Annotated in this window: 18 protein-coding genes; 14 read left to right on the top strand and 4 right to left on the bottom strand. The window is 73.8% G+C overall.

The window, feature by feature from the left end; genetic code table 11:
• Positions 1-3 precede the first annotated feature (3 nt).
• From SLP03_RS05000 to ccsA, 4 genes are read right to left on the bottom strand one after another with little or no spacing between them, the layout of a single operon-like run.
• On the bottom strand, positions 4-570 hold the full coding sequence (locus SLP03_RS05000) for a TlpA family protein disulfide reductase (protein WP_319459324.1): 567 nt from the start codon (positions 568-570) through the stop codon (positions 4-6).
• Entirely contained in the window at positions 567-2,504 is a 1,938-nt protein-coding gene (locus SLP03_RS04995; protein WP_319459323.1) for a heme lyase CcmF/NrfE family subunit, read from the bottom strand. The genes SLP03_RS05000 and SLP03_RS04995 overlap by 4 nt, the downstream gene beginning before the upstream one ends.
• Positions 2,494-2,904 (bottom strand): cytochrome c maturation protein CcmE, encoded by a 411-nt coding sequence (locus SLP03_RS04990; protein ID WP_319459322.1) that lies wholly within the window; start codon positions 2,902-2,904, stop codon positions 2,494-2,496. The genes SLP03_RS04995 and SLP03_RS04990 overlap by 11 nt, the downstream gene beginning before the upstream one ends.
• Positions 2,901-3,656, bottom strand: a complete 756-nt coding sequence (gene ccsA, locus SLP03_RS04985) for a cytochrome c biogenesis protein CcsA (protein WP_319459321.1) — start codon at positions 3,654-3,656, stop codon at positions 2,901-2,903. Before ccsA ends, SLP03_RS04990 begins: the two co-directional genes overlap by 4 nt.
• A 134-nt stretch (positions 3,657-3,790) precedes the next feature.
• Between ccsA and coxB the strand changes: the two genes are divergently transcribed.
• The 14 genes from coxB to SLP03_RS04915 all read left to right on the top strand — a co-directional run bounded on the left by coxB (position 3,791) and on the right by SLP03_RS04915 (position 19,718).
• Positions 3,791-4,834 (top strand): cytochrome c oxidase subunit II, encoded by a 1,044-nt coding sequence (gene coxB, locus SLP03_RS04980; protein WP_319459320.1) that lies wholly within the window; start codon positions 3,791-3,793, stop codon positions 4,832-4,834.
• A 16-nt stretch (positions 4,835-4,850) separates the two neighbouring features.
• Positions 4,851-6,779, top strand: a complete 1,929-nt coding sequence (ctaD, locus tag SLP03_RS04975; RefSeq protein ID WP_319459319.1) for a cytochrome c oxidase subunit I — start codon at positions 4,851-4,853, stop codon at positions 6,777-6,779.
• Positions 6,776-7,405 (top strand): cytochrome c oxidase subunit 3, encoded by a 630-nt coding sequence (locus tag SLP03_RS04970; RefSeq protein WP_319459318.1) that lies wholly within the window; start codon positions 6,776-6,778, stop codon positions 7,403-7,405. Before ctaD ends, SLP03_RS04970 begins: the two co-directional genes overlap by 4 nt.
• Positions 7,405-7,797: a hypothetical protein gene (locus SLP03_RS04965; RefSeq protein WP_319459317.1), complete on the top strand. Its 393-nt coding sequence runs from the start codon at positions 7,405-7,407 to the stop codon at positions 7,795-7,797. The genes SLP03_RS04970 and SLP03_RS04965 overlap by 1 nt, the downstream gene beginning before the upstream one ends.
• A complete protein-coding gene (locus SLP03_RS04960) occupies positions 7,785-8,699 on the top strand; it encodes a cytochrome c oxidase assembly protein (protein ID WP_319459316.1) in 915 nt (304 codons plus the stop codon). Before SLP03_RS04965 ends, SLP03_RS04960 begins: the two co-directional genes overlap by 13 nt.
• Positions 8,696-9,091 (top strand): c-type cytochrome, encoded by a 396-nt coding sequence (locus tag SLP03_RS04955; protein WP_319459315.1) that lies wholly within the window; start codon positions 8,696-8,698, stop codon positions 9,089-9,091. Before SLP03_RS04960 ends, SLP03_RS04955 begins: the two co-directional genes overlap by 4 nt.
• 3 nt (positions 9,092-9,094) lie before the next feature.
• Positions 9,095-9,892: a c-type cytochrome gene (locus SLP03_RS04950; protein ID WP_319459314.1), complete on the top strand. Its 798-nt coding sequence runs from the start codon at positions 9,095-9,097 to the stop codon at positions 9,890-9,892.
• Positions 9,889-10,752 carry a Rieske (2Fe-2S) protein gene (locus SLP03_RS04945; protein WP_319459313.1) on the top strand — a complete coding sequence of 288 codons (864 nt, stop codon included), beginning with the start codon at positions 9,889-9,891 and terminating at the stop codon, positions 10,750-10,752. Before SLP03_RS04950 ends, SLP03_RS04945 begins: the two co-directional genes overlap by 4 nt.
• Positions 10,749-12,521: a cytochrome bc complex cytochrome b subunit gene (locus tag SLP03_RS04940; protein ID WP_319459312.1), complete on the top strand. Its 1,773-nt coding sequence runs from the start codon at positions 10,749-10,751 to the stop codon at positions 12,519-12,521. The genes SLP03_RS04945 and SLP03_RS04940 overlap by 4 nt, the downstream gene beginning before the upstream one ends.
• Positions 12,522-12,834: 313 nt before the next feature.
• A complete protein-coding gene (locus SLP03_RS04935) occupies positions 12,835-14,601 on the top strand; it encodes a thiamine pyrophosphate-dependent enzyme (RefSeq protein ID WP_319459311.1) in 1,767 nt (588 codons plus the stop codon).
• Positions 14,598-17,708, top strand: a complete 3,111-nt coding sequence (locus SLP03_RS04930; RefSeq protein WP_319459310.1) for an FAD-binding and (Fe-S)-binding domain-containing protein — start codon at positions 14,598-14,600, stop codon at positions 17,706-17,708. Before SLP03_RS04935 ends, SLP03_RS04930 begins: the two co-directional genes overlap by 4 nt.
• A 3-nt stretch (positions 17,709-17,711) precedes the next feature.
• Positions 17,712-18,794 (top strand): enolase C-terminal domain-like protein, encoded by a 1,083-nt coding sequence (locus SLP03_RS04925; RefSeq protein ID WP_319459309.1) that lies wholly within the window; start codon positions 17,712-17,714, stop codon positions 18,792-18,794.
• 293 nt (positions 18,795-19,087) lie between these two features.
• On the top strand, positions 19,088-19,531 hold the full coding sequence (locus SLP03_RS04920) for a PPC domain-containing DNA-binding protein (RefSeq protein WP_319459308.1): 444 nt from the start codon (positions 19,088-19,090) through the stop codon (positions 19,529-19,531).
• A gap of 10 nt (positions 19,532-19,541) precedes the next feature.
• Entirely contained in the window at positions 19,542-19,718 is a 177-nt protein-coding gene (locus SLP03_RS04915; protein ID WP_319459307.1) for a YbiU family protein, read from the top strand.
• Position 19,719: the final 1 nt, after the last annotated feature.

Raw genomic sequence — 19,719 nt, 5'->3', positions numbered from 1 at the left:
ACCTCATCCGGCCAGTAGCGGCGCCACCCGCTGCTCCAGCCACTGCCGGGTGATCACACCCCGCTGCCGGTCGACGATCCGGCCGTCCCGGTCCACCACGAAGGTCTCCGGCACGCCGCGGACGCCCCAGTCGACCGCCCGGGTGCCGTCCGGGTCCGGCAGCACGGTCAGCCCGGCCGCGCCCGTCTCGTCCAGCAGTGCGCGGACGGCTTCGCTGCCGTCCCGGACGTTCAGCCCGACCAGCCGCAGCCCCTGCGGGGACCAGCGCCGCCCGGCGTCGACCAGCAGCGGCAGTTCGTCCCGGCACGGCCCGCACCAGGAGGCGAAGACGTTGACCAGCAGCACGTGGCCGTGGGCGTCGGCCAGGTCGAACCGGCCACCGTCCAGGGTGGGGCCGGAGAGTGCCGGGGCCGGGACGGGCGGCCCTGTGGTGCCGGCGTCGCTGCCCGGCGGCGTCGGCCCGGACCGCAGGCCGAGGGCCACGACCACGCCGACGGCGACGGTGACCGCCAGGACCAGCGCCGGCCAGACAGGTACCCGGCGTGGCCGCCGACCGGCGGGGCGGATCATCCGGCGGCTCCGGCGCGGACGGGGACGGATGTAGGCCGGGCTTCCTCGCCGGCCGTCCCGGTCCGCCGTCGCGGGCGGGCCGCGCCGATCGCCGACCCGAGTCCCCCCGCGGCGGTCAGCGCGCCGCCGGCCCAGAGCAGGCCGACCAGCGGGTTGACCGCGAGCCGCAGGGTGGCGCTGCCGTCGTCGGGGGAGACCGCGATGAGGGTGACGTAGGTGTCGCGGAGCAGCCCGGTGTCGATCACCGGCACCGTGACGGCGGTGTCCCGGGCCGGGTGGTAGCGCAGGGCCGGGGTGACCGTCCGTTCCGTGCCGCCGGATTCGGAGAGCCGGAGCCGTGCGTGCACCGCCATGCCACCGGTGTCGCCCGTCCGGTCCACGCCGACCAGGCGGACGCTCACGTCACCCACCCGCAGCACCTCGCCGGTCCGGACGGTCCGCTCGGCGTCCCGGCCGTACGCCGAGGACCCGGCGACCCCCACCGCGACCAGCGCGATCCCGGTGTGCGCGACCAGACCGGCGAGCCGGCCCCGGCCGGACCGGCGGAGCCGCTCCGGCAGTTCCCCGGGCAGGCCGGTGAGCACGAACGCGGCGGTGCCGAAGGCGGTGAGCGTGGGCAGGCCCGGCCGGCTGAGCAATCCCACCACGGCGACCGTGGCCAGCGCCACGGCACCCGGTACGGCGAGACGCCGCAGCGCCCGGGTCCGGTCTCGGACCCGCAGTGCCGGCGTCACCCCCATCGCCAGCAGCACCACGATGGCCAGTGGCACCGCCGTGCGGTGGTAGTAGTCCGGGCCGACCGAGGTGCGGACGCCGCCGAGCGGGCCGGACAGCAGCGGGAAGATCGTGCCGATCAGCACCACCGCCGCGATCGTCACCAGGAGCACGCCGTTGACGAGGACGGCGGTGTTCCGGGACAGCGCCGGCGACGCGGCGCGGCTGGCCCGCTCGGGGGGCCGCCACCCGGTCAGGATCGTCGACGCGACGACCGCCAGCAGCACGAAGCCGAGCAGCATCGGGCCCAGCGGCGAATCGGTGAAGGCGTGCACGCTGGCCACCGCACCGGACCGGGTGAGGAAGGTGCCGAGCAGCACCAGCACGAAGCTCGCGCAGGCCAGCACCAGGTTCCACCCGGCGCGGCGGGCGCCCGGACCGAGGCCGGTGTGCAGGAACGCGGTGGCGGTCAGCCAGGGCAGCAGGGAGGCGTTCTCCACCGGGTCCCACGCCCAGTAGCCGCCCCAGCCCAGCACCGCGTACGACCACCAGGCGCCGAGTCCGATGCCGGCGGTCAGCGCCGTCCAGGCGACCAGCGTCCAGGGCCGGGCCACCCGCAGCCAGCCGCGTCCGTCCCGCCCGGCCAGCGGCGCGGCGAGCGCGAAGGCGAACGGCACGATGAGGCCGATGTAGCCGGCGTAGAGCAGGGGCGGGTGCACCCCCATCGCCGGGTGCTGCTGCAGCAGCGGGTTGGGTCCGGGACCGTCGGCGGGTACCGGATCCACCGCGCGGAACGGGTTCGCGGCGAAGCAGGACAGCGCGAAGAAGAACACGGTCACGGCGCTGACGACCACCATCGCGTACGCGTGCAGCCGGGCCGGGTACCGCCGGCCGGCGAGCAGGACCGCGTACCCGCCGAGGATCAACAGCCAGAGCAGCAACGACCCGTCCAGGGCGGACCAGAGGCTCGTCACCGTGTAGTACAGGGGCACCCGGCGTCCGCCGTTCTCCGCGACGTACCGGACGCTGAAGTCGTGCCGGAGCAGGGCCGCCTCCAGCACGCCGCAGGCGACGGCGGCGGTGGCCAGGGTCGCGGCGGTCGCGAGCCGGGCCGGTCGGGTGGGCGTGCCGAACAGGGCCGCCCGCAGCCAGAGCAGGGCGGTCAGCGTGGCGCAGAGCAGCCCGGCGGTGAGGCCCGACGTGCCGAGCTCACCGAGCATCGACCGGCTCCACCGGGGAGGTGGACGGGCGGTACTCGTTGCCGTGCCGGACCACGACGTGGTCGGAGCGGAACGTCCCGTCCGCCGACAGGGTGCCCTCGACCACCGCCCCCTCGCCCTCGCGGAACGTCCCCGGTGGTGCGCCGCGCTGCTCGACGGTGATCGTCTGGCCCCCCTCGGCGAGGCGGAACACCACCAGGTCGCCGTCGCGGCGCAGCGACCCAGGCACCACGTCCCCGCCGAGCCGTACCCGCTCCCGGGCCGAGTCCGGGTCGCGCAGCACCTCGCCGGGGGTGCGGTAGTAGGTGAGGGTGCCGCGCAGCGCGCTGGTCACCAGGAGGGCGCCGGTGGTGAGGAGCACGACGACGACGGCGGTCCGGCCGGTGCGGCGGCGGTTCATCCGACCCGGGCCGGGACGCGGTCGCGCGTGCGGGGGTCGGTGGCGAGCCGGCGCTCCAGCCGGACGACCCGGTGGAGCAGGACGCAGAGCGCGGCGAGCGTCGCGGCGGCCACGGCGAGCAGCAGGGCGAGGCCCATCCGGGCATCGATCGGCGGACGCTGCGGGGCGAACACGGTCGCCTGCTGGTGCAGCGACCGCCACCAGACGACGGAGAAGTGCACCACCGGAACGAGCAGGAAGCCCGCCATGCCGACCAGTGCCGCCGGGCGCGCCACCCGGTGGTCGTCCCCGTCGCGCGCGTCGGTCCGGTCGCTCACCGCGCGGCGCAGGGCCAGATAGCCGGCGTACGCGAGCAGCAGCAGCGCGGTGCTGACCAGCCGGGGGTCCCACGCCCACCAGGTGCCCCAGACCAACTGCCCCCAGAGGGAGCCGGTGGCGATGGCGACGGCGGTCAGCACCACCCCGATCTCGGCGCCGGCCCGGGCGAACCGGTCCCAGCGCAGATCCCCGCCGACGAGGTAGGCGCCGCTGGCCGCGAGCACGACGGCGAACGCGGCGTAGGCGACCCAGGCGGCGGGGACGTGCAGGTACATCAGTCGCTGCGCCGGGCCCTGCACCGCGTCGGGCGGGGCGAGCCAGCCGCCGGCCACCGTCGCCGCCGTGGCGAGCCCTCCGGCGGTCCAGGCCATCGTCCGACGGGCGGCGGCCGCTCTGGCGGTGTCCGCGACGAGGTCCACCGTGGAGGCTCGCATGATCTCCCTGTCCGCGCCCGGGCGCTTGCCGGATGGGTTCGCTGCGCGTTTACCATAAGCTCCTCAAACGCTCGGATCTGCCCATATCGCGCAAAAGCGGCTGAACCAGCTGGAAGCGTCTAATGTCGCTCCCGGTGGAGAAGAAAGCGGACGTGACCGTGAGCGCCGCCCGGCACGCCCGGCGGCGCGGGCTACCGCGCCGTCTTCCGGTGCTGACCACGCTGTGCGGCCTGCTCCTGCTCACCGGGTGCGCCGGCGACTCACCCTCCGCCCTGAATCCCGGCGGGGCCGGGGCAACCCGCGTCGCCGGCCTCTGGTGGCTGCTCTTCTGGATCTCCGTGGCCGTCTTCGCCGAGGTCATGGCACTGCTGGTCTGGGCGCTGGTGTTCCGGCGGGGTAACGCCCGCGTCCGCCACGGTCAGCCGCTGCGCTTCGTCACGATCGCCGGCGCCGGACTGCCCTTCGTGATCCTCGTCGCCGTCTACGGCGTGGGTCTGCGCGACCTCGCCGCGTTGGGCGACGGCCCCGGCCCAGACGCCCCCACCGTCGAGGTGACCGGCCACAAGTGGTGGTGGGAGGTGCGTTACCAGGGCGCCTCGGGGGCCACCGCCAATGAGATCCACATCCCGGTCGGGGAGCAGGTGCGGGTCCGTCTGCGCACCGACGACGTGCTGCACAGCTTCTGGGTGCCGCAGCTCATGCCCAAGACGGACCTGATCGCCGGCGAGACCCGGGAGACGTGGTTGCGGGCGGAGCGGGCCGGCAGCTACCGGGGCCAGTGCGCCGAGTACTGCGGCACCCAGCACGCCCACATGGCCTTCCTGGTGGTGGCGCAGCCCCGCACCGACTTCGACGCCTGGCTGGCCCGGCTCGACGCCCCGGCCCGGGAGCCGCGGACCGACGCCGAGCGGCGGGGCCGGCAGGCCTTCGTGCAGGGCACCTGCGCCGCCTGCCACGCGGTACGGGGCACCGGCGCCGAGGGCCGGGTCGGGCCGGACCTGTCGAACGTGGGCTCCCGATGGAGCCTCGGCGCCGGCGCGGTGCCCAACGACGCCGGTCACCTCGGCGGATGGATCGCCAACGCCCAGACGGTCAAGCCGGGCAACGCCATGCCCCCACAGCCGGTCGATGCCGCGCAACTGCCCGACCTCATCGCGTACCTGCGGTCGCTGGAGTAGGTCGGGGGGAGAAGCGATGTCCACGACCACCACACCGTCGCCCGGCGTCAGCGCGCAGGACCTGGCGCGGCTGGCGGAACACTGGGGCGAGCGCCCCTCGCTGCGGGGCTGGTTCAGCACTGTCGACCACAAGAGGATCGGCCGGCGTTACCTGGTCACCGCCGGGTTCTTCTTCGTCCTCGCCGGGCTCAGCGCCCTGGTGATGCGCACCCAGCTCGCCCGGCCGGAGGCCGGGGTGGTGTCGCCGCAGGAGTACAACCAGCTCTTCAGCATGCACGGCACGGCGATGATCTTCCTGTTCGCCACGCCGATGCTCTTCGGCTTCGGCAACTTCCTCGTGCCCCTGATGATCGGCGCCCGGGACATGGCCTTCCCGAGGTTGAACGCCTTCGGCTACTGGGTCTTCCTCTTCGCCGGGCTGTTCATGTGGGCCAGCCTGCCGTTCGGCGCCGCTCCCAACAACGGTTGGTTCGCCTACGCCCCGCTCAGCGGGGAGCAGCACAACCCCGGCCTGCACATGGACGTCTACGCGCTCGGGCTGCTCTTCCTCGGCATCTCCACCACCGCCGGGGCGATCAACTTCATCGTCACCGCGCTCAAGCTGCGCGCCCCCGGGATGTCGCTCAACCGGGTGCCGTTGTTCGTCTGGGCCATCGTCGCCACCGCGTTCATGGTGATCTTCGCGTTGCCGGCGCTGAACGCGGACAACGCGATGCTCTTCCTCGACCGCCGGTTCGGCACCCACTTCTTCGACCCGTCCGCCGGCGGAAACGTGCTGCTCTGGCAGCACCTCTTCTGGATCTTCGGCCACCCCGACGTCTACATCATCGTCATGCCGGCCCTGGGCATCGTCTCCGCCGTGCTGCCCGCGTTCACCCGGCGCGGCGTGGTCGGCTACCCGCTGATCGTGCTGTCCATCGTGTCGATCGCGATCATCTCGTTCGGGGTCTGGGTGCACCACATGTTCGCCACCGGGCTGCCCCAGCTGTCGTACAGCTTCTTCAGCGCGGCCAGCACGATCATCACCATCCCGTCCGGCATCCAGATCTTCGCCTGGCTGGCCACCATGCTGCTCGGCCGGCTCGTCCTGCGGGTGCCGCTGCTGTTCGTCATCGGCTTCCTGGTGACCTTCGTGCTCGGCGGGTTCACCGGCGCGATGTTCGCGCTGACCGCCTTCGACCAGCAGGTCACCGACTCCTACTTCGTGGTGGCGCACTTCCACTACGTGCTGATCGGCGGGGCCGTCTTCCCGATGCTCGCCGGCATCTACTACTGGCTGCCGAAGATCACCGGGCGGATGTACCACGAGCGGTTGGGCCGCTCGGCGTTCTGGCTGGTCTTCGCCGGCATGCACGTCACCTTCTTCCCGATGCACCTGTACGGCCTGTTCGGCATGCCGCGGCGGGTCTACACCTACCGCAGCGAGCCCGGCTGGGACGGCTGGAACCTGGTCAGCACCGTCGGGTCGTACCTGCTCGCCGTCGGGCTGCTGCTCGTTCTCGTCGGCGTGGTGCACGCGCTCCGCCGGGGCCGGCCGGCCCCGGCCGACCCGTGGGGCGGCGACAGCCTGGAGTGGTCCACGGCGTCGCCGCCCGAGCCGTACAACTTCCCGGTCCTGCCCCGGGTGCACAGCCTGCACCCGGCGTGGGACGAGCGCACCGCCGAGTCGGTGGGCGCCGGCGCCACCGGGGACCGCATCCTCAGCGACGGGCGGCGCACCCTGGTCACCAGTGAACTCGACGCGCACCCGGAGCGGGCGGTGCAGATGCCGGAGTCGACCCTCAAGCCACTCGTGCTGGCCGGCGCGCTGCTGATCTTCTTCACCTCGATGCTCCTCGCCTGGTACCCGGTGGCGGCGGTCGCCGTACTGGCGGTGGCGGCGACGATCGCGGTCTGGCTCTGGCCGCCCCGCCGCCCCGACGAGGAACTGGGGGTGGCCAGGTGAGCGACCGTGGCGGGGTCGTCGCGGCGGCCACCGGCGCCGAGGCGCTGAGCACCGAGCTGCCGGTCGGCCGGTCCGCCGGCTGGTGGGGCATGGTGATGTTCGTGGCCACCGAGGCCACCCTCTTCGCCTGCCTGCTCGGCAGCTACTTCTACCTCCGCTTCCAGTACGGCCCGACGTGGCCGCCCGCCGGTATCGGCGCCCCGAACCTGCTCACGCCCCTGGTGATGACCGCGGTGCTGGTGCCCAGCAGCCTGCCCGTGGTGTGGGCGGAGCGCGGCATCCGGCAGGGCCAGCGCTGGCGACTGCAGTCCGGGCTGGCCGCCACCATGGTGCTCGGGGTGACCTTCCTGACCCTGCTGGCCGGCGAGTACGTCGAGAAGCTGAAGCACTTCACCATGACCACCGACGCGTACGGCTCGCTGTTCTACCTGATCACCGGCTTCCACGGGCTGCACGTCCTGGTCGGGCTGACCATGATCGGCTGGCTGCTGGCCGCCTCGCTGCGCGGCGGCAGCTTCGGCTCCCACCGGCACGAACGGGTCCGCAACGCCGCGATCTACTGGCACTTCGTGGACCTGGTCTGGGTCGCCATCCTGTTCACCATCTACCTCTCCCCGTGGCTGTGATGAACACCCGACCCGGTCCGCACGCGCGCCTGACCGGCGGGCTGCTGCTCTGGTACGGCGTGCTCGGCGGCGCGGTGGCCTGGGCGGTGCACCTGCTCGCCGCCTGGAGCCTGGACGAGCTCACCTGCGCCGCCGGCTCCGAGCGCGTCTCCGCCGTACCGCTCTGGCAGGCCGTCGGGCTCGCGGTGGTGATCCCGGGCCTGTTCACCGTGGGGTCGCTGCTGGTCGCCGCGCTGGTGTGGCGGCGGACCCGGCGGGCCGGCGAGGAGGACCGGGCGTTCGGCCGGTCCCGGATGCTCGCCGTGGTCGGCGTCTGGGCCAACCTCCTGTTCCTGGCCATCATCGTGCTCGGCGGGGTCGCCGTGCTGGTGCTGCCGCCATGTCAGCGCTGAGCGCGCACCGGGCCCACCAGCCCGGTCCGGATCCGGTGGCCGAGGGCCTGCTGACCATGCTCGCGGTCGTCACGCTCTGCCTGCTGGTGGCCGGCTACGGGCGGGGCGTCCAGGAGCTGTGGACCCGGCGCGGTGACGGCAGCGTCGTGCCGGGCTGGCGGGTGGCCGCGTTCGGCGCCGGGGTGCTGACGGTGCTCGCCGCCGACCAGGGCCCGGTGCACGAGCTGGCCGAGTCCTCGTTCGCCGGGCACATGGCGCAGCACATGCTGCTCCTGCTGGTGGCGGGGCCGCTGCTGGCGGCCGGCGCGGTGGGGTTGCCGCTGAGCCTGGCCGCCCCGGTGCCGCTGCGCCGACTGCTGGCCCGGTGGCGGGTGGCGCCGGCCGTGCGCCGGTTGCGCCGCCCCACCACGTACGCCCTGCTGGCCGGGGGCGGACAGACCGTCGTGCTGTGGTTCTGGCACCTGCCGGGGCCGTACGCCGCCGCGGTGGACCGGCCCGCCGTGCACGCCGCCGAGCACCTCAGCCTGCTGGCGGCGGCCTGGCTGTTCTGGGCGCCGGTGCTCGGCCCGCCGCGCCACCGCCCGCCCGCCCCGGTGCCGGTGCTGCTGCTGGTCGGCGCCATGTTGCCGGCCTCGGCGCTCGGCGCGGTGCTCACCTTCGCCCCGGCCCCGGTCTATCCCGACCGGATGCTCGGTGCCGACCAGCTGGCCGACCAGCAGCTGGCCGGCCTGTTGATGTGGGCGCCGATGGACGTGGTCGCGCTGGTCGTGGCGCTGACCGTGTTCCTGCGCTGGCTGCTGCGCATGGACCGCGACCGGCCCGACGCCCTGATCGGCGGCGTGGTGCGCCGCGGTGGCGGCCCGGTGCCGACCGGGCCCGGAACGGAAGGGATGGTGCGATGAAGCTGCCCGGTCGGATCTGGGCGCTCGGGGTGGCGCTGACGGTGCTGCCGGTCGCCGCGGTCAGCGGATGCGCCTCGACCGCGCCGCCACCACCGCCACCCGAGGTGCGCAACGGACGGCCGGACCGGGGCGCCGAGCTGATCGCCCAGTACGGCTGCGGCTCGTGCCACACCATCCCCGGCGTCAGCCGCGCCGACGGCCTGGTCGGCCCGCCGCTGACCCGGTTCGGCGCCCGCTCGTACATCGCCGGTCAGCTGCCCAACAACGCCGACAACCTGCGCCGCTGGATCACCGACCCGCAGGCGGTCGAGCCGGGCACCGCCATGCCGAAGCTGGGTGTCAGCGCCATCGACGCGCAGGACATCGCCGCCTACCTGTACACCCTGGACTGACCGGTGCGACGACCACGAGTGGCGACGGTCCGGCCCGACCTGCATCCGCGTCGGGCCCTCGCGGTGGGCGCGGCGCTGGTGCTCGCCGCCGGGCCGGTGGCGCTCGCCCCCGGACGGTCACCGGCGGAGCCGGCGGCCGTGGCCGCCGCTGCGCCGGCCGCAGCCGACCGCGGCACCCAGCTCTACCTGGAGCACTGCGCGAGCTGCCACGGCGAGCGGGGACAGGGTGCCCAGCGGGGGCCGTCCGTGATCGGCGTCGGCCCCGCCTCGGTGGACTTCCAGCTCTCGACCGGACGGATGCCGGTGTCGCACGAGGTGCAGCAGGCGCGCCGCGGGGAACCGGTGTTCTCGGCCGGGGACATTTCGGCGCTGGTCGACCACGTCGCCAGCTTCGGTGGTGGGGGGCCGCGGATTCCCCGGGTCGCGCCGGGCAACCTGGGCTCCGGCCGGGAGATCTTCGCCGCCAACTGCGCGCCCTGCCACGGGGCGACCGGCGCGGGCGCCGCGCTGACCAACGGCTGGATCGCGCCGCCGCTGTACGACAGCACCGCCGTGCAGGTGGCGGAGGCGGTCCGGGTCGGTCCCGGCCTGATGCCGGTCTTCCCCAGCCAGGTGCTCGACGACCGACAGGTCAACGACCTGGCCGCCTACGTGCAGCGGCTGCGCGGCGAGCGGCTGGACCGGGGCGGCAACCCGCTCGGCCGGCTGGGCCCGCTCGCCGAGGGACTGGTCGCCTGGCTGGCCGCGCTGGGTCTGCTGGTGGCCGCCGCCCGGTGGCTGGGCCGGAGGGCAGGGGAGTGAGCGCCCGGGGTCCGTCGGCGGCCGAGCGGGCAGCGAGCCGCCGGATCGTCGCCGCGTTCGGCGTCAGCGCCGCCGGGGCGGTGGGCTTCGCGGTGACGTACGGGCTGGGAGGAAACACCGCGTGGGAGGGGGTCTGCCTCGCGGTGGCGTTCGCCGGGCTGGCCGTGGGCCTGGCTGTCTGGGCGCGACGGCTCGTGCCGGTCGGCGGGTACGTCGAGGAACACGAGGGCTTCACCCCGCCGCCGCGGGAGCAGGCGCTGACCGCCGCGGTGCTGACCGCGCCGGAAAGCCCGGTACGCCGGCGCGGCCTGCTCGCCGCGCTCGGGCTGGCGTTGACCGCGCTCGGCGCCGCGGCGCTGTTCCCGCTGCGCTCCCTGCTGCCGTTCGACCGGGCCCGCCCGCTACGGGCGCTCAAGGACACCCCGTGGGGGCCGGGCGTACGGCTGGTCGACGCCGGCGGACGGCCGTTGCGGCCGCAGGACGTGCCCGCGGACACCACGGTCGCGGTCTTCCCCGAGGGCAACGTCGATGCCGGGGACGCTCCCGCCTTCGCGGTGCGCCTCGAACCGCAACGCTTCTCCCGGCCGCCCTCCGGCGGCCACCTTGACGGTCTGGTCGTCTGGTCGCTGCTCTGCACGCACGCCGGCTGTCCGGTCCGCCTCTACCTCAAGGGCGCCGGACGCGTGCTCTGCCCCTGCCACCAGTCCTCCTTCGACCTGCTGGCAGGCGCCCGGCCGGTGGCCGGTCCGGCGGCCCGGGCGCTGCCCGGCCTGCCGATCGAGGTCGGCCCGGACGGCTTCCTCCACGCCACGGGCGACTTCACCGCCCCGCCCGGCGCCGGCTTCTGGGACTCGCCGTGATCACCGACCGGCTGGCCCGGGCGCTGGACGACCGGCTGCGGCTCTCCCCGATCACCCGCCGGGCGCTGGCGAAGGTCTTCCCCGACCACTGGTCGTTCATGCTGGGCGAGCTCGCGCTCTACTCGTTCGTGGCGCTGCTGCTCACCGGCGTCTACCTCACCTTCTTCTTCGACGCCAGCAACGCGGACCGGGTCTACCACGGCGACTACGCGCCGCTGGACGGCGGCACCACGTCCGCCGCGTACGCCTCCACGGTGCGGCTGAGCTGGGACGTCCGGGCCGGCCTGCTGATCCGGCAGACCCACCACTGGGCGGCGCTGGTCTTCGTCGCGGCGATCGTCCTGCACCTGGCCCGGATCTTCTTCACCGGGGCGTTCCGCAAACCCCGCGAGCTCAACTTCCTGATCGGCGTGACCATGCTGACCCTCGCCCTGGCCAACGGCTTCACCGGCTACTCCCTGCCGGACGACCTGGTCTCCGGTCTGGGCCTGCGGATCATCACCTCGGTGGTGGAGTCGATCCCCCTGGTCGGGGCGTGGCTGGCCGCCCTGGCGCTGGGCGGGGAGTTTCCCTCCGACGCGATGATCCCCCGGATGTTCGTCACCCACGTGCTGCTCGTGCCGGCCCTCCTCGTCGCCCTGATCTCACTGCACCTGGGCATCCTGGTGCGGCAGAAGCACAGCCAGTTCCCCGGACCGGGGCGCACCGAACACAACGCGGTCGGCTCCCGGCTGTGGCCGAGCTACACGCTGCGCTCGCTCGCCCTCTTCGCGTGGGTGCTGGCGGTGCTGTTCGCCCTCGGCGGCCTGGTGCAGATCAACCCGGTCTGGCTCTACGGCCCGTTCGAACCGGCCCAGTCCACCGCCCCCGCCCAGCCGGACTGGTACGTCGCCTGGGGCGACGGGGCCCTGCGCCTCTTCCCGCCCTGGGAGTTGCGGATCGCCGGGCATCTGGTGCCGGGCCCGTTCCTCCCCGGCGTGGTGCTCGGCGGGGTGACCTTCCTCGCCCTGTACGCCTGGCCGTTCGCTGAGCGGCTCCGCACCGGCGACCGCCGGCAGCACCACCTGCTCGACCGGCCCCGCGACCACCCGGTCCGCCTCGGCGTAGGGGTCGGCGCGCTGACCTTCTACGGGGTGCTGACGGTCGCCGCGGGGGACGACATCATCGCCCGGCTGGTCCGGGTGCCCGTCTACGACCTGCTGTCGCTGTTCCGGGTGCTGGTGCTCGTCCTGCCGGTGCTCGCCGGGCTGCTCGCGTTCCTGGTCGCGCGGGCGCTGCGGCGCGGCGACGCCGCCGGTGTCGGCGAGCTCACCCGGGCGGACCTGCGCCGGGCCGCACACCGCTCGGCCCGGCCGCCCGCAGCCGACTCCGGTGAGTCGGAGACGCCCGCCCGAGACCGGCCGGGGGAGCGGATCGAGATGTGGCCGGAGGGCGACCTGTGGCGGTGGCGCTACCGGGACGAGGACCGGCACGTCGTGCTGATCGGCAACCGGGCGGTGCTGTCCGAGGAGGAGGCCGCCTCGGCCGCCCGGCTCGCGTACCCCGGGGTGGACCGGGTCGTGGTGCCCGGGCCGCCCCCGGCCCCGCCGCCCGGTCCGGTCCGTGCCGCCCTGCGGCGGTGGGGCCGCGCGGCGGCCGCGGGGTCGCTGCTGCTCGCGGCCCTCCTGGACCGCCGACGGGACCGGCGGCGACAGGAGCGCGAGGGGGCGGAGCAGGCGTCGCCGCCGGAGGCCGCGGACAAGGCGTCGAGCGGTGGCGGGCGGACATGAGCCCTCGGGTGGGACGAGGTCGCGCCTGGCGGGTGCGGCGTGGTGACGGTCGGGGCGGGCGCCCCGGCGCGTCGGCCGGCTGCAGGAAAGCGCACCAGATTGGACGTTTCCGGCAAATGGGTAGGGGTGGCTGCCGGAACATTGGTACGTGCGGGCGGTCGCCCGGGACAGCTCCACGCCCGGTCCTGCCGCAGCGCGCGGGTCCGTACGCGGTCGACCCTCCCACGGGGCTGGCGTCGCTCGCCGTCGCCCGCACGCCGGTCGGCGCCAGCGGGGGCCGAGAACGCGGGAACTCCAGATCAGGAGGCGTGACGTGCAGGAGATCGTAGGCGAGAGCCTGGCCCGGCGACTGGTGGAATGGGGGGTCGACACCGTCTTCGGGCTCCCCGGCGACGGCATCAACGGCCTGATGGAGGGCTTCCGGCGGCAGCGCGAGAAGCTCAAGTTCGTGCTGGTGCACCACGAGGAGGCGGCAGCCTTCATGGCCACCGGCTACGCCAAGGCCACCGGCCGGCTCGGCGTCTGTTGCGCCACCTCCGGCCCGGGTGCCATCCACCTGCTCAACGGCCTGTACGACGCCAAGCTCGACCACGTGCCGGTGCTCGCCCTCACCGGCATGCAGGAGACCTCGGTGCTCGGCTCGCACTACCAGCAGGAGGTGCACACCACGCTGCTCTACCAGGACGTGGCGGCCTACAACCAGATGGTGACCAACCCGCAGCAGATTCCCGGGGTGGTCGACATCGCCATCCGGCACGCCCTGGCCCTGCGGACCGTCGCGCACCTGACCTTCCCGAACGACGTGCAGGTCGCGACGGCCGGCGAGGACCCCTACCGGCATGTCAGTCCGGGGGAGCCGCCGGTGAGCAGCACGGTGGTGTCGCAGCCTCCGGTGGCGGCGGCGCAGGCCGACCTGGCCCGCGCGGCGGAGGTGCTCAACGCCGGGAAGAAGATCGCCATGCTGGTCGGTGTAGGGGCGCGCGAGGCGCGGGACGAGGTGCTCGCCGTGGCGGAGACGCTGGCCAGCCCGATCGTCAAGACGCTGCCCGGCAAGATGGTGGTGCCGGACGACCACCCGCTCACCACCGGCGGCCTCGGCCTGCTCGGCACCCGGCCGAGCGAGGAGCTGATGGAGGAGTGCGACACCCTGCTGATGGTGGGCACCTCGTTCCCGTACGGGAAGTACCTGCCGTCGCCGGGCCAGGCCCGGGTGGTGCAGATCGACATCGACGCCAGCCTGATCGGCATGCGGCTGCCGGTGGACGCCGCGGTGACCGCCGACGCCCGACTGGCGTTGCAGCAGCTGCTGCCGCTGCTCCAGACCCGCACCGACCGGTCCTTCCTCAGCAAGTACCAGCGGGAGCGAGACGCCTGGCGCTCGGAGATGGGCGCCCTGCAGGATCCGACCCGGGATCCGATCGCCCCGCAGTACCTGATCAGCTGCGTGGACGAGGCGGCCACCTCGGACGCCATCCTGACCTGCGACTCCGGCACCATCGCCACCTGGGCGGCCCGGCACTGGACGATCCGCGGCGGCCGGGAGTTCTACCTCTCCGGCAACCTGGCGACCATGGCCCCCGGGCTGCCGTACGCGATCGCGATGCAGCACGCGTACCCGGGCCGGCAGGTGATCGCGTTCGTCGGGGACGGCGGCTTCGCGATGCTGATGGCCGAGTTCCTCACCGCCGTGCGGCACAACCTGCCGATCAAGGTGGTCGTCAACAACAACCACTCGTTCGGCCAGATCCTCTGGGAGCAGATCGTCCTCGGCTACCCGGAATACGCGGTACGGCACCGGCAGCCGGAGGCGGACTTCGCCGCCTGGGCGCGGGCCTGCGGCGGGTACGGCGCCAAGGTCACCGACCCGAAGGCGGTGACCGGCGCGATCCGGGAGGCCCTCGCCCACCCCGGCCCGGCGCTGGTCGACTGCGACGTCAACCCGAACGAGCCGCCGATGCCCGGCAAGGTGAAGTACGAGCAGGCCAAGCACTTCACCGAGGCGTTTCTGCGCGGCCAGCCGCACAAGGTGGCCACCCTGGCCACCGTCGCCCGAGACAAGATCAACGAGCTGCGGTCATGAGCGAGCGAACCAGCGTGGTGTCCCTGCCGGAACCGGTGCTGCGCCCGCCCGAGCCGGCCGAGGGCACCGACCTGGCCGCGCTCGCCGCGGACCTGCGGGCCGAGGTGGATGGCGAGGTGCGCTTCGACGCCGGCTCCCGGGCGGCGTACGCCACCGGTGGCTCCAACTACCGCGAGGTGCCACTCGGCCTGGTGGTGCCACGTACCGTCGAGGCGGCGGTGGCCGCCGTGGCCGCCTGCCGGCGGCACGGGGCGCCGGTGCTCTCCCGGGGCGGCGGTACCAGCCTCGGTGGGCAGGTCACCAACGTGGCGGTGATCATCGACTGGTCGAAGTACTGCAACAGGTTGCTCGAGGTCGACCGGGAGGCGCGTACCTGCCTGGTCGAGCCGGGCATCGTGCTCGACACGCTCAACGAACTGCTGACACCGGAGGGACTGGAGTTCGCCCCACGGCCGTCCACCCACAGCCACTGCACCGTTGGCGGGATGATCGGCAACAACTCGTGTGGATCGAGCGCGCAGCGCGGCGGCAAGGTGGTCGACAACATCGTCGACCTGGAGGTGCTGCTCTACGACGGCACCCGGATGTGGGTCGGCGAGACCACCGAGGAGCGGTACGCGGAAATCCAGCAGCGCGGTGGCCGCCAGGCCGAGATCTACCGCCAGTTGCGGACGCTGCGGGACGAGTACCTGGCGGAGATCCGCGCCCGCTATCCGGACATCCCGCGCCGGGTGTCCGGCTACAACCTGGACAGCCTGCTGCCGGAGAAGAACTTTCACGTGGCGCAGGCGCTGATCGGTTCCGAGGGCACCCTCGTCACCGTGCTGCGGGCGCGGCTGAGGCTGCTGCCGGTGATCCGGGCCAAGTCACTCGTGTTCCTCTCCTACCCGGACATCGCCGCCGCGGGCGACGACGTACCCCGGATCCTGCCGCACGGCCCGGTCGCGATCGAGGGCATCGACGACAAACTGATCAACTTCGAGAAGCGCAAGCACCTGCATCCGGAGGCCCTGCACAAGCTGCCGGAGCGCGGCGCCTGGCTGATGGTGCAGATGGGCGGCGACACCATCGAGGAGGCGGACGCCGCCGTCGAGCGGATGGTGACCGCGCTGCGCGGCGACGGCGCCCCCGGCGTGCGCCGGTTCGACGACGAGGCCGACGAGGAGCAGATGTGGCTGCTGCGCGAGTCCGGGCTCGGTGCCACCGCGCGAGTACCGGACGAGCCGGACACCTGGGAGGGCTGGGAGGACTCGGCGGTCGCCCCGGACCGGCTGGGCGACTACCTGCGGGACCTGAACCGCCTGTTCCGGGAGTACGACTTCGATCAGGCCGCGCTCTACGGCCACTTCGGGCAGGGCTGCGTACACACCAGGATCCCGTTCCGGCTGACGACCGCGGACGGGGTACGCCAGTTCCGCTCGTTCGTGGAGCGGGCCGCCGACCTGGTGGTGTCCTACGGTGGCTCCTTCTCGGGCGAGCACGGCGACGGGCAGGCCCGCGGCGAACTGTTGGTGAAGATGTTCGGCGACCGGCTGATCCGCGCGTTCGGGCAGTTCAAGGCGATCTTCGACCCGGACGACCGGATGAATCCGGGCAAGAAGGTCGCCCCCTACCCGCTGGACAGCCACCTCCGACTCGGCGTCGACTTCAACCACGGCGAGGTGGAAACCAACTTCCGCTACCCGGACGACTCCGGCAGCTTCGGTCGGGCCGTGCTGCGCTGCGTCGGGGTCGGCAACTGCCGGCGGCAACACGGCGGGGTGATGTGCCCGTCCTACATGGTCACCCAGGAGGAGGAGCACTCCACCCGGGGCCGGGCCCGGTTGCTCTTCGAGATGCTCGACGGCACGGCTCGGGGCGGCACCATCGGTGACGGCTGGCGGTCCGAGGCGGTTCGGGACGCCCTCGACCTCTGCCTGGCCTGCAAGGGCTGCAAGGCGGACTGCCCGGTCAACGTCGACATGGCGACGTACAAGGCCGAGTTCCTGTCCCACCACTACCAGGGCCGGCTCCGCCCCCGGGCGCACTACTCGATGGGTTGGCTGCCGGCGGTGGCTGCGGCGGCCGGGCTGGCGCCCCGGGTGGTCAACGCGCTGACCCAGGCCCCCGGGGTGAGTCAGCTGGCCAAGTTCGTGGGCGGAATCGACCGGCACCGGGAGATCCCGGTCTTCGCCCCGGAATCCTTCCAGCGGTGGTTCGCCGACCGGACCCCGGGCGGGGACGGTTCGCGCGGCGAGGTGCTGCTGTGGCCTGACACCTTCACCAACCACTTCCACCCCAGCGTCGCGCAGGCTGCGGTGGAGGTGCTGGAGGCGGCCGGTTGGCGGGTGCGGGTGCCGGAGCAGCCGGTCTGCTGCGGCCTGACCTGGATCTCGACCGGGCAGCTCGGCATCGCCAAGAAGGTGCTGCGGCGGACCGTCGAGGTGTTGCGACCCCACCTGCGCGCCGGCACCCGGGTGGTGGGTCTCGAACCCTCCTGCGCGGCGGTGTTCCGCAGTGACGCCCACGAGCTGTTCCCCGCCGACGAGGACGTCACCCGGCTGCGCGAGCAGACGGTGACCGTGGCCGAACTGCTGCACGATCACAGCCCGGGTTGGCGCCCGCCGTCGCTGCCGGCGCACGCGCTGATCCAGACCCACTGCCACCAGCACGCCATCCTCGGCACGGCCGCCGACCAGGCGGTGCTGAACGCCGCCGGGGTACGGGCGGAGTTCCTCGACTCGGGCTGCTGCGGGCTGGCCGGCGACTTCGGCTTCGCGCAGGGGCACTACGAGGTGTCCGAGGCGTGCGCCGAGCGGGTGCTGCTGCCCGCGCTGCGGGACGCCGACGACACCGACGTCATCCTGGCCGACGGGTTCAGCTGCCGTATCCAGGTCGAACAGGGCGCCTCCGGCGGGCGGGCGGCGATGCACCTCGCCGAGCTGCTCCGCGCCGGTCTGCGCTCGGACGAGGTGCCGCCCCGGCCGGAACGCCGGTGGGCGCAGCGACCCGCGCCGCCGTCGACGGCCACGAGGTGGATCGCCGCCGGGGTGGTCGGCCTGGCAGCGCTCGGCCCGGTCGCCGCGCTCGCCGCGCTCGCCGCGCGGGCCGCCCGGAAGGCGCGGTGACCGATGATGCGCCTGGCCGCGGCGGCGTACCGGGTGCCGACCGACGCGCCGGAGGGCGACGGCACCCTCGCCTGGGACAGCACCACGATGGTGCTGGTCCGGGCCGAGGCCGACGGTCAGGTCGGGGTCGGTTGGACCTACGGGCCGGCGGCGGTGGTCCCGGTCGTGACCGAGCTGCTCGCCCCGGTGGTCGCCGACCTCGACCCGGATGACGTGCCGACCGTCTGGTCGGCCATGCAACGACGGCTGCGCAACGCCGGCCGGCCCGGGGTCGCCGGGCTGGCGCTGTCCGCCGCCGACTGCGCGGTCTGGGACCTGAAGGCCCGCCGGCACGGGCTGCCGCTGGCCCGCCTGCTCGGCACCGCCCGCCGCCAGGTGCCGGTGTACGGCAGCGGCGGCTTCACCACCTACGATTCCGACCGGCAGCATCGGCAGCTGGCGGGCTGGGTGCACGACGAGGGCATCCCCCGGGTGAAGATCAAGATCGGGGAGTCGTGGGGCACCGAGGTGCCCCGTGACCTGGCCCGGATGGCCGCCGCCCGACGCATCATCGGCGACGACACCGAGCTGTATGTCGACGCCAACGGCGCCTACCAGCGCAAGCAGGCCGTCCAGGTGATGCGGTCCGCCGCCGATCTCGACGTGCGCTGGTACGAGGAGCCGGTCAGCTCCGACGACCTGCCGGGGCTCGGGCTGGTCCGCGACCAGGTGCTGCCGGACGTGGCGGCGGGGGAGTACGGCTTTGACCTGGTCTACTTCCACCGGATGGCGCCCTACGTCGACTGCCTCCAGATCGACGTCACCCGGTGCGGCGGGATCACCGAGTTCCTCCGCGCGGCCGCGGTGGCCGCCGCCGCGGGGCTGGAGGTGTCCGCGCACTGCGCGCCGCATCAGCACCTGCCGGTGGCGGCCGCGGTGCCGAACCTGCGGCACGTGGAGTGGTTCCACGACCACGTCCGGATCGAGTCGATGCTGTTCGACGGCACCGTCGGGGCGACCGGCGGCGTCGCCGCGGTGAACCTCGACGCCCCGGGCATCGGACTCGAGCTGCGGACCGCGCTGGCCGAGCCGTACCGGGTGGCCTGACGTGGGGGCGCCCCGACGCCGCCCCGAGGGAGGTCCGCATGATCGGGGCGCGGGCGGGTGCCAGGCTGGCCTGGGGCACGACCCTGCTGGTCGCCGCCCGTCCGGTGCTCAGGCGGGTCGGCCTCCCGAGCGGGACAGCCGTGTGGACGCTGCGCGTGCTCGGCGTCCGGCAGCTTGCCCAGGCGAATGGTCACCGTGCTCCGACCGCCGTCCGGGGTGCGCGGGCCAACCCCGCAGCGGGTGGCGGACGGCCGACCGGTCGGCCGTCGGCGGAAACGGACAGGAGGAGACGCATGAGGGTTCAGGAGGTGCACCACCAGACCCGGCGGGTCCTGGTGGTGGTCTGCGACAAGGGCGAGGAGGCGGTGGCCACCATCGGCCGGGCCCTGACCGCGCAGGGCGTCCGGTCCGGCCAGGTGAGCGCCGTCGGCGGGTTCTCCGGCGGCGAGGTCGGCTACTTCGACCGGGACCGGGGCGACTACCTCCGGATCCCGATCGGCGGGCAGGTCGAGGTGCTGTCGCTGCTCGGCGACGTGGCCGAGCGGGACGGCGAGCCGGCGCTGCACGTGCACACGGTGCTCGGCCGACCCGACGGCAGCACTCTGGGCGGGCATCTGCTGCGCGGCGAGGTGTGGCCGACGCTGGAGGTCGTCGTCACCGAGGTCGCGCCCGAGCTGGCCAAGCGGGTGGATCCGGAGACCGGCCTTGCCCTGATCGCCGGCGCCCCGCCGCGCTGACCCCCTGCTCATGCGCGCCCTTGCCGGCATCCCCGACGTCAAGGCCGGCGACTCCGTCTGGTGGCACTGCGACATGATCCACAGCGTGGCGCCCGTCACCGACCAACACTACGAACGCACCTGGCCCAACCGCTTCCCGCCCGAAGACCTCAACGCGACCGGACGCCGCGGTCTCGGCCTCGACTGAG

This window comes from Micromonospora sp. RTP1Z1 (assembly GCF_033804685.1).
GTDB lineage: Bacteria > Actinomycetota > Actinomycetes > Mycobacteriales > Micromonosporaceae > Micromonospora.
Note: the sequence above shows the minus strand (reverse complement) of the source record. Positions and strands in the feature narration are given on the sequence as shown.

Coding starts and splice junctions, on each gene's coding strand:
- SLP03_RS04925 (WP_319459309.1), top strand. CDS start 17,712: ATGATGCGCCTGGCCGCGGCGGCGTACCGGGTGCCGACCGACGCGCCG.
- SLP03_RS04915 (WP_319459307.1), top strand. CDS start 19,542: ATGCGCGCCCTTGCCGGCATCCCCGACGTCAAGGCCGGCGACTCCGTC.
- ccsA (WP_319459321.1), bottom strand. CDS start 3,656: ATGCGAGCCTCCACGGTGGACCTCGTCGCGGACACCGCCAGAGCGGCC.
- SLP03_RS04990 (WP_319459322.1), bottom strand. CDS start 2,904: ATGAACCGCCGCCGCACCGGCCGGACCGCCGTCGTCGTCGTGCTCCTC.
- SLP03_RS04965 (WP_319459317.1), top strand. CDS start 7,405: ATGAACACCCGACCCGGTCCGCACGCGCGCCTGACCGGCGGGCTGCTG.
- SLP03_RS04955 (WP_319459315.1), top strand. CDS start 8,696: ATGAAGCTGCCCGGTCGGATCTGGGCGCTCGGGGTGGCGCTGACGGTG.
- ctaD (WP_319459319.1), top strand. CDS start 4,851: ATGTCCACGACCACCACACCGTCGCCCGGCGTCAGCGCGCAGGACCTG.
- SLP03_RS05000 (WP_319459324.1), bottom strand. CDS start 570: ATGATCCGCCCCGCCGGTCGGCGGCCACGCCGGGTACCTGTCTGGCCG.
- SLP03_RS04920 (WP_319459308.1), top strand. CDS start 19,088: ATGAGGGTTCAGGAGGTGCACCACCAGACCCGGCGGGTCCTGGTGGTG.
- SLP03_RS04930 (WP_319459310.1), top strand. CDS start 14,598: ATGAGCGAGCGAACCAGCGTGGTGTCCCTGCCGGAACCGGTGCTGCGC.
- SLP03_RS04995 (WP_319459323.1), bottom strand. CDS start 2,504: ATGCTCGGTGAGCTCGGCACGTCGGGCCTCACCGCCGGGCTGCTCTGC.
- SLP03_RS04960 (WP_319459316.1), top strand. CDS start 7,785: ATGTCAGCGCTGAGCGCGCACCGGGCCCACCAGCCCGGTCCGGATCCG.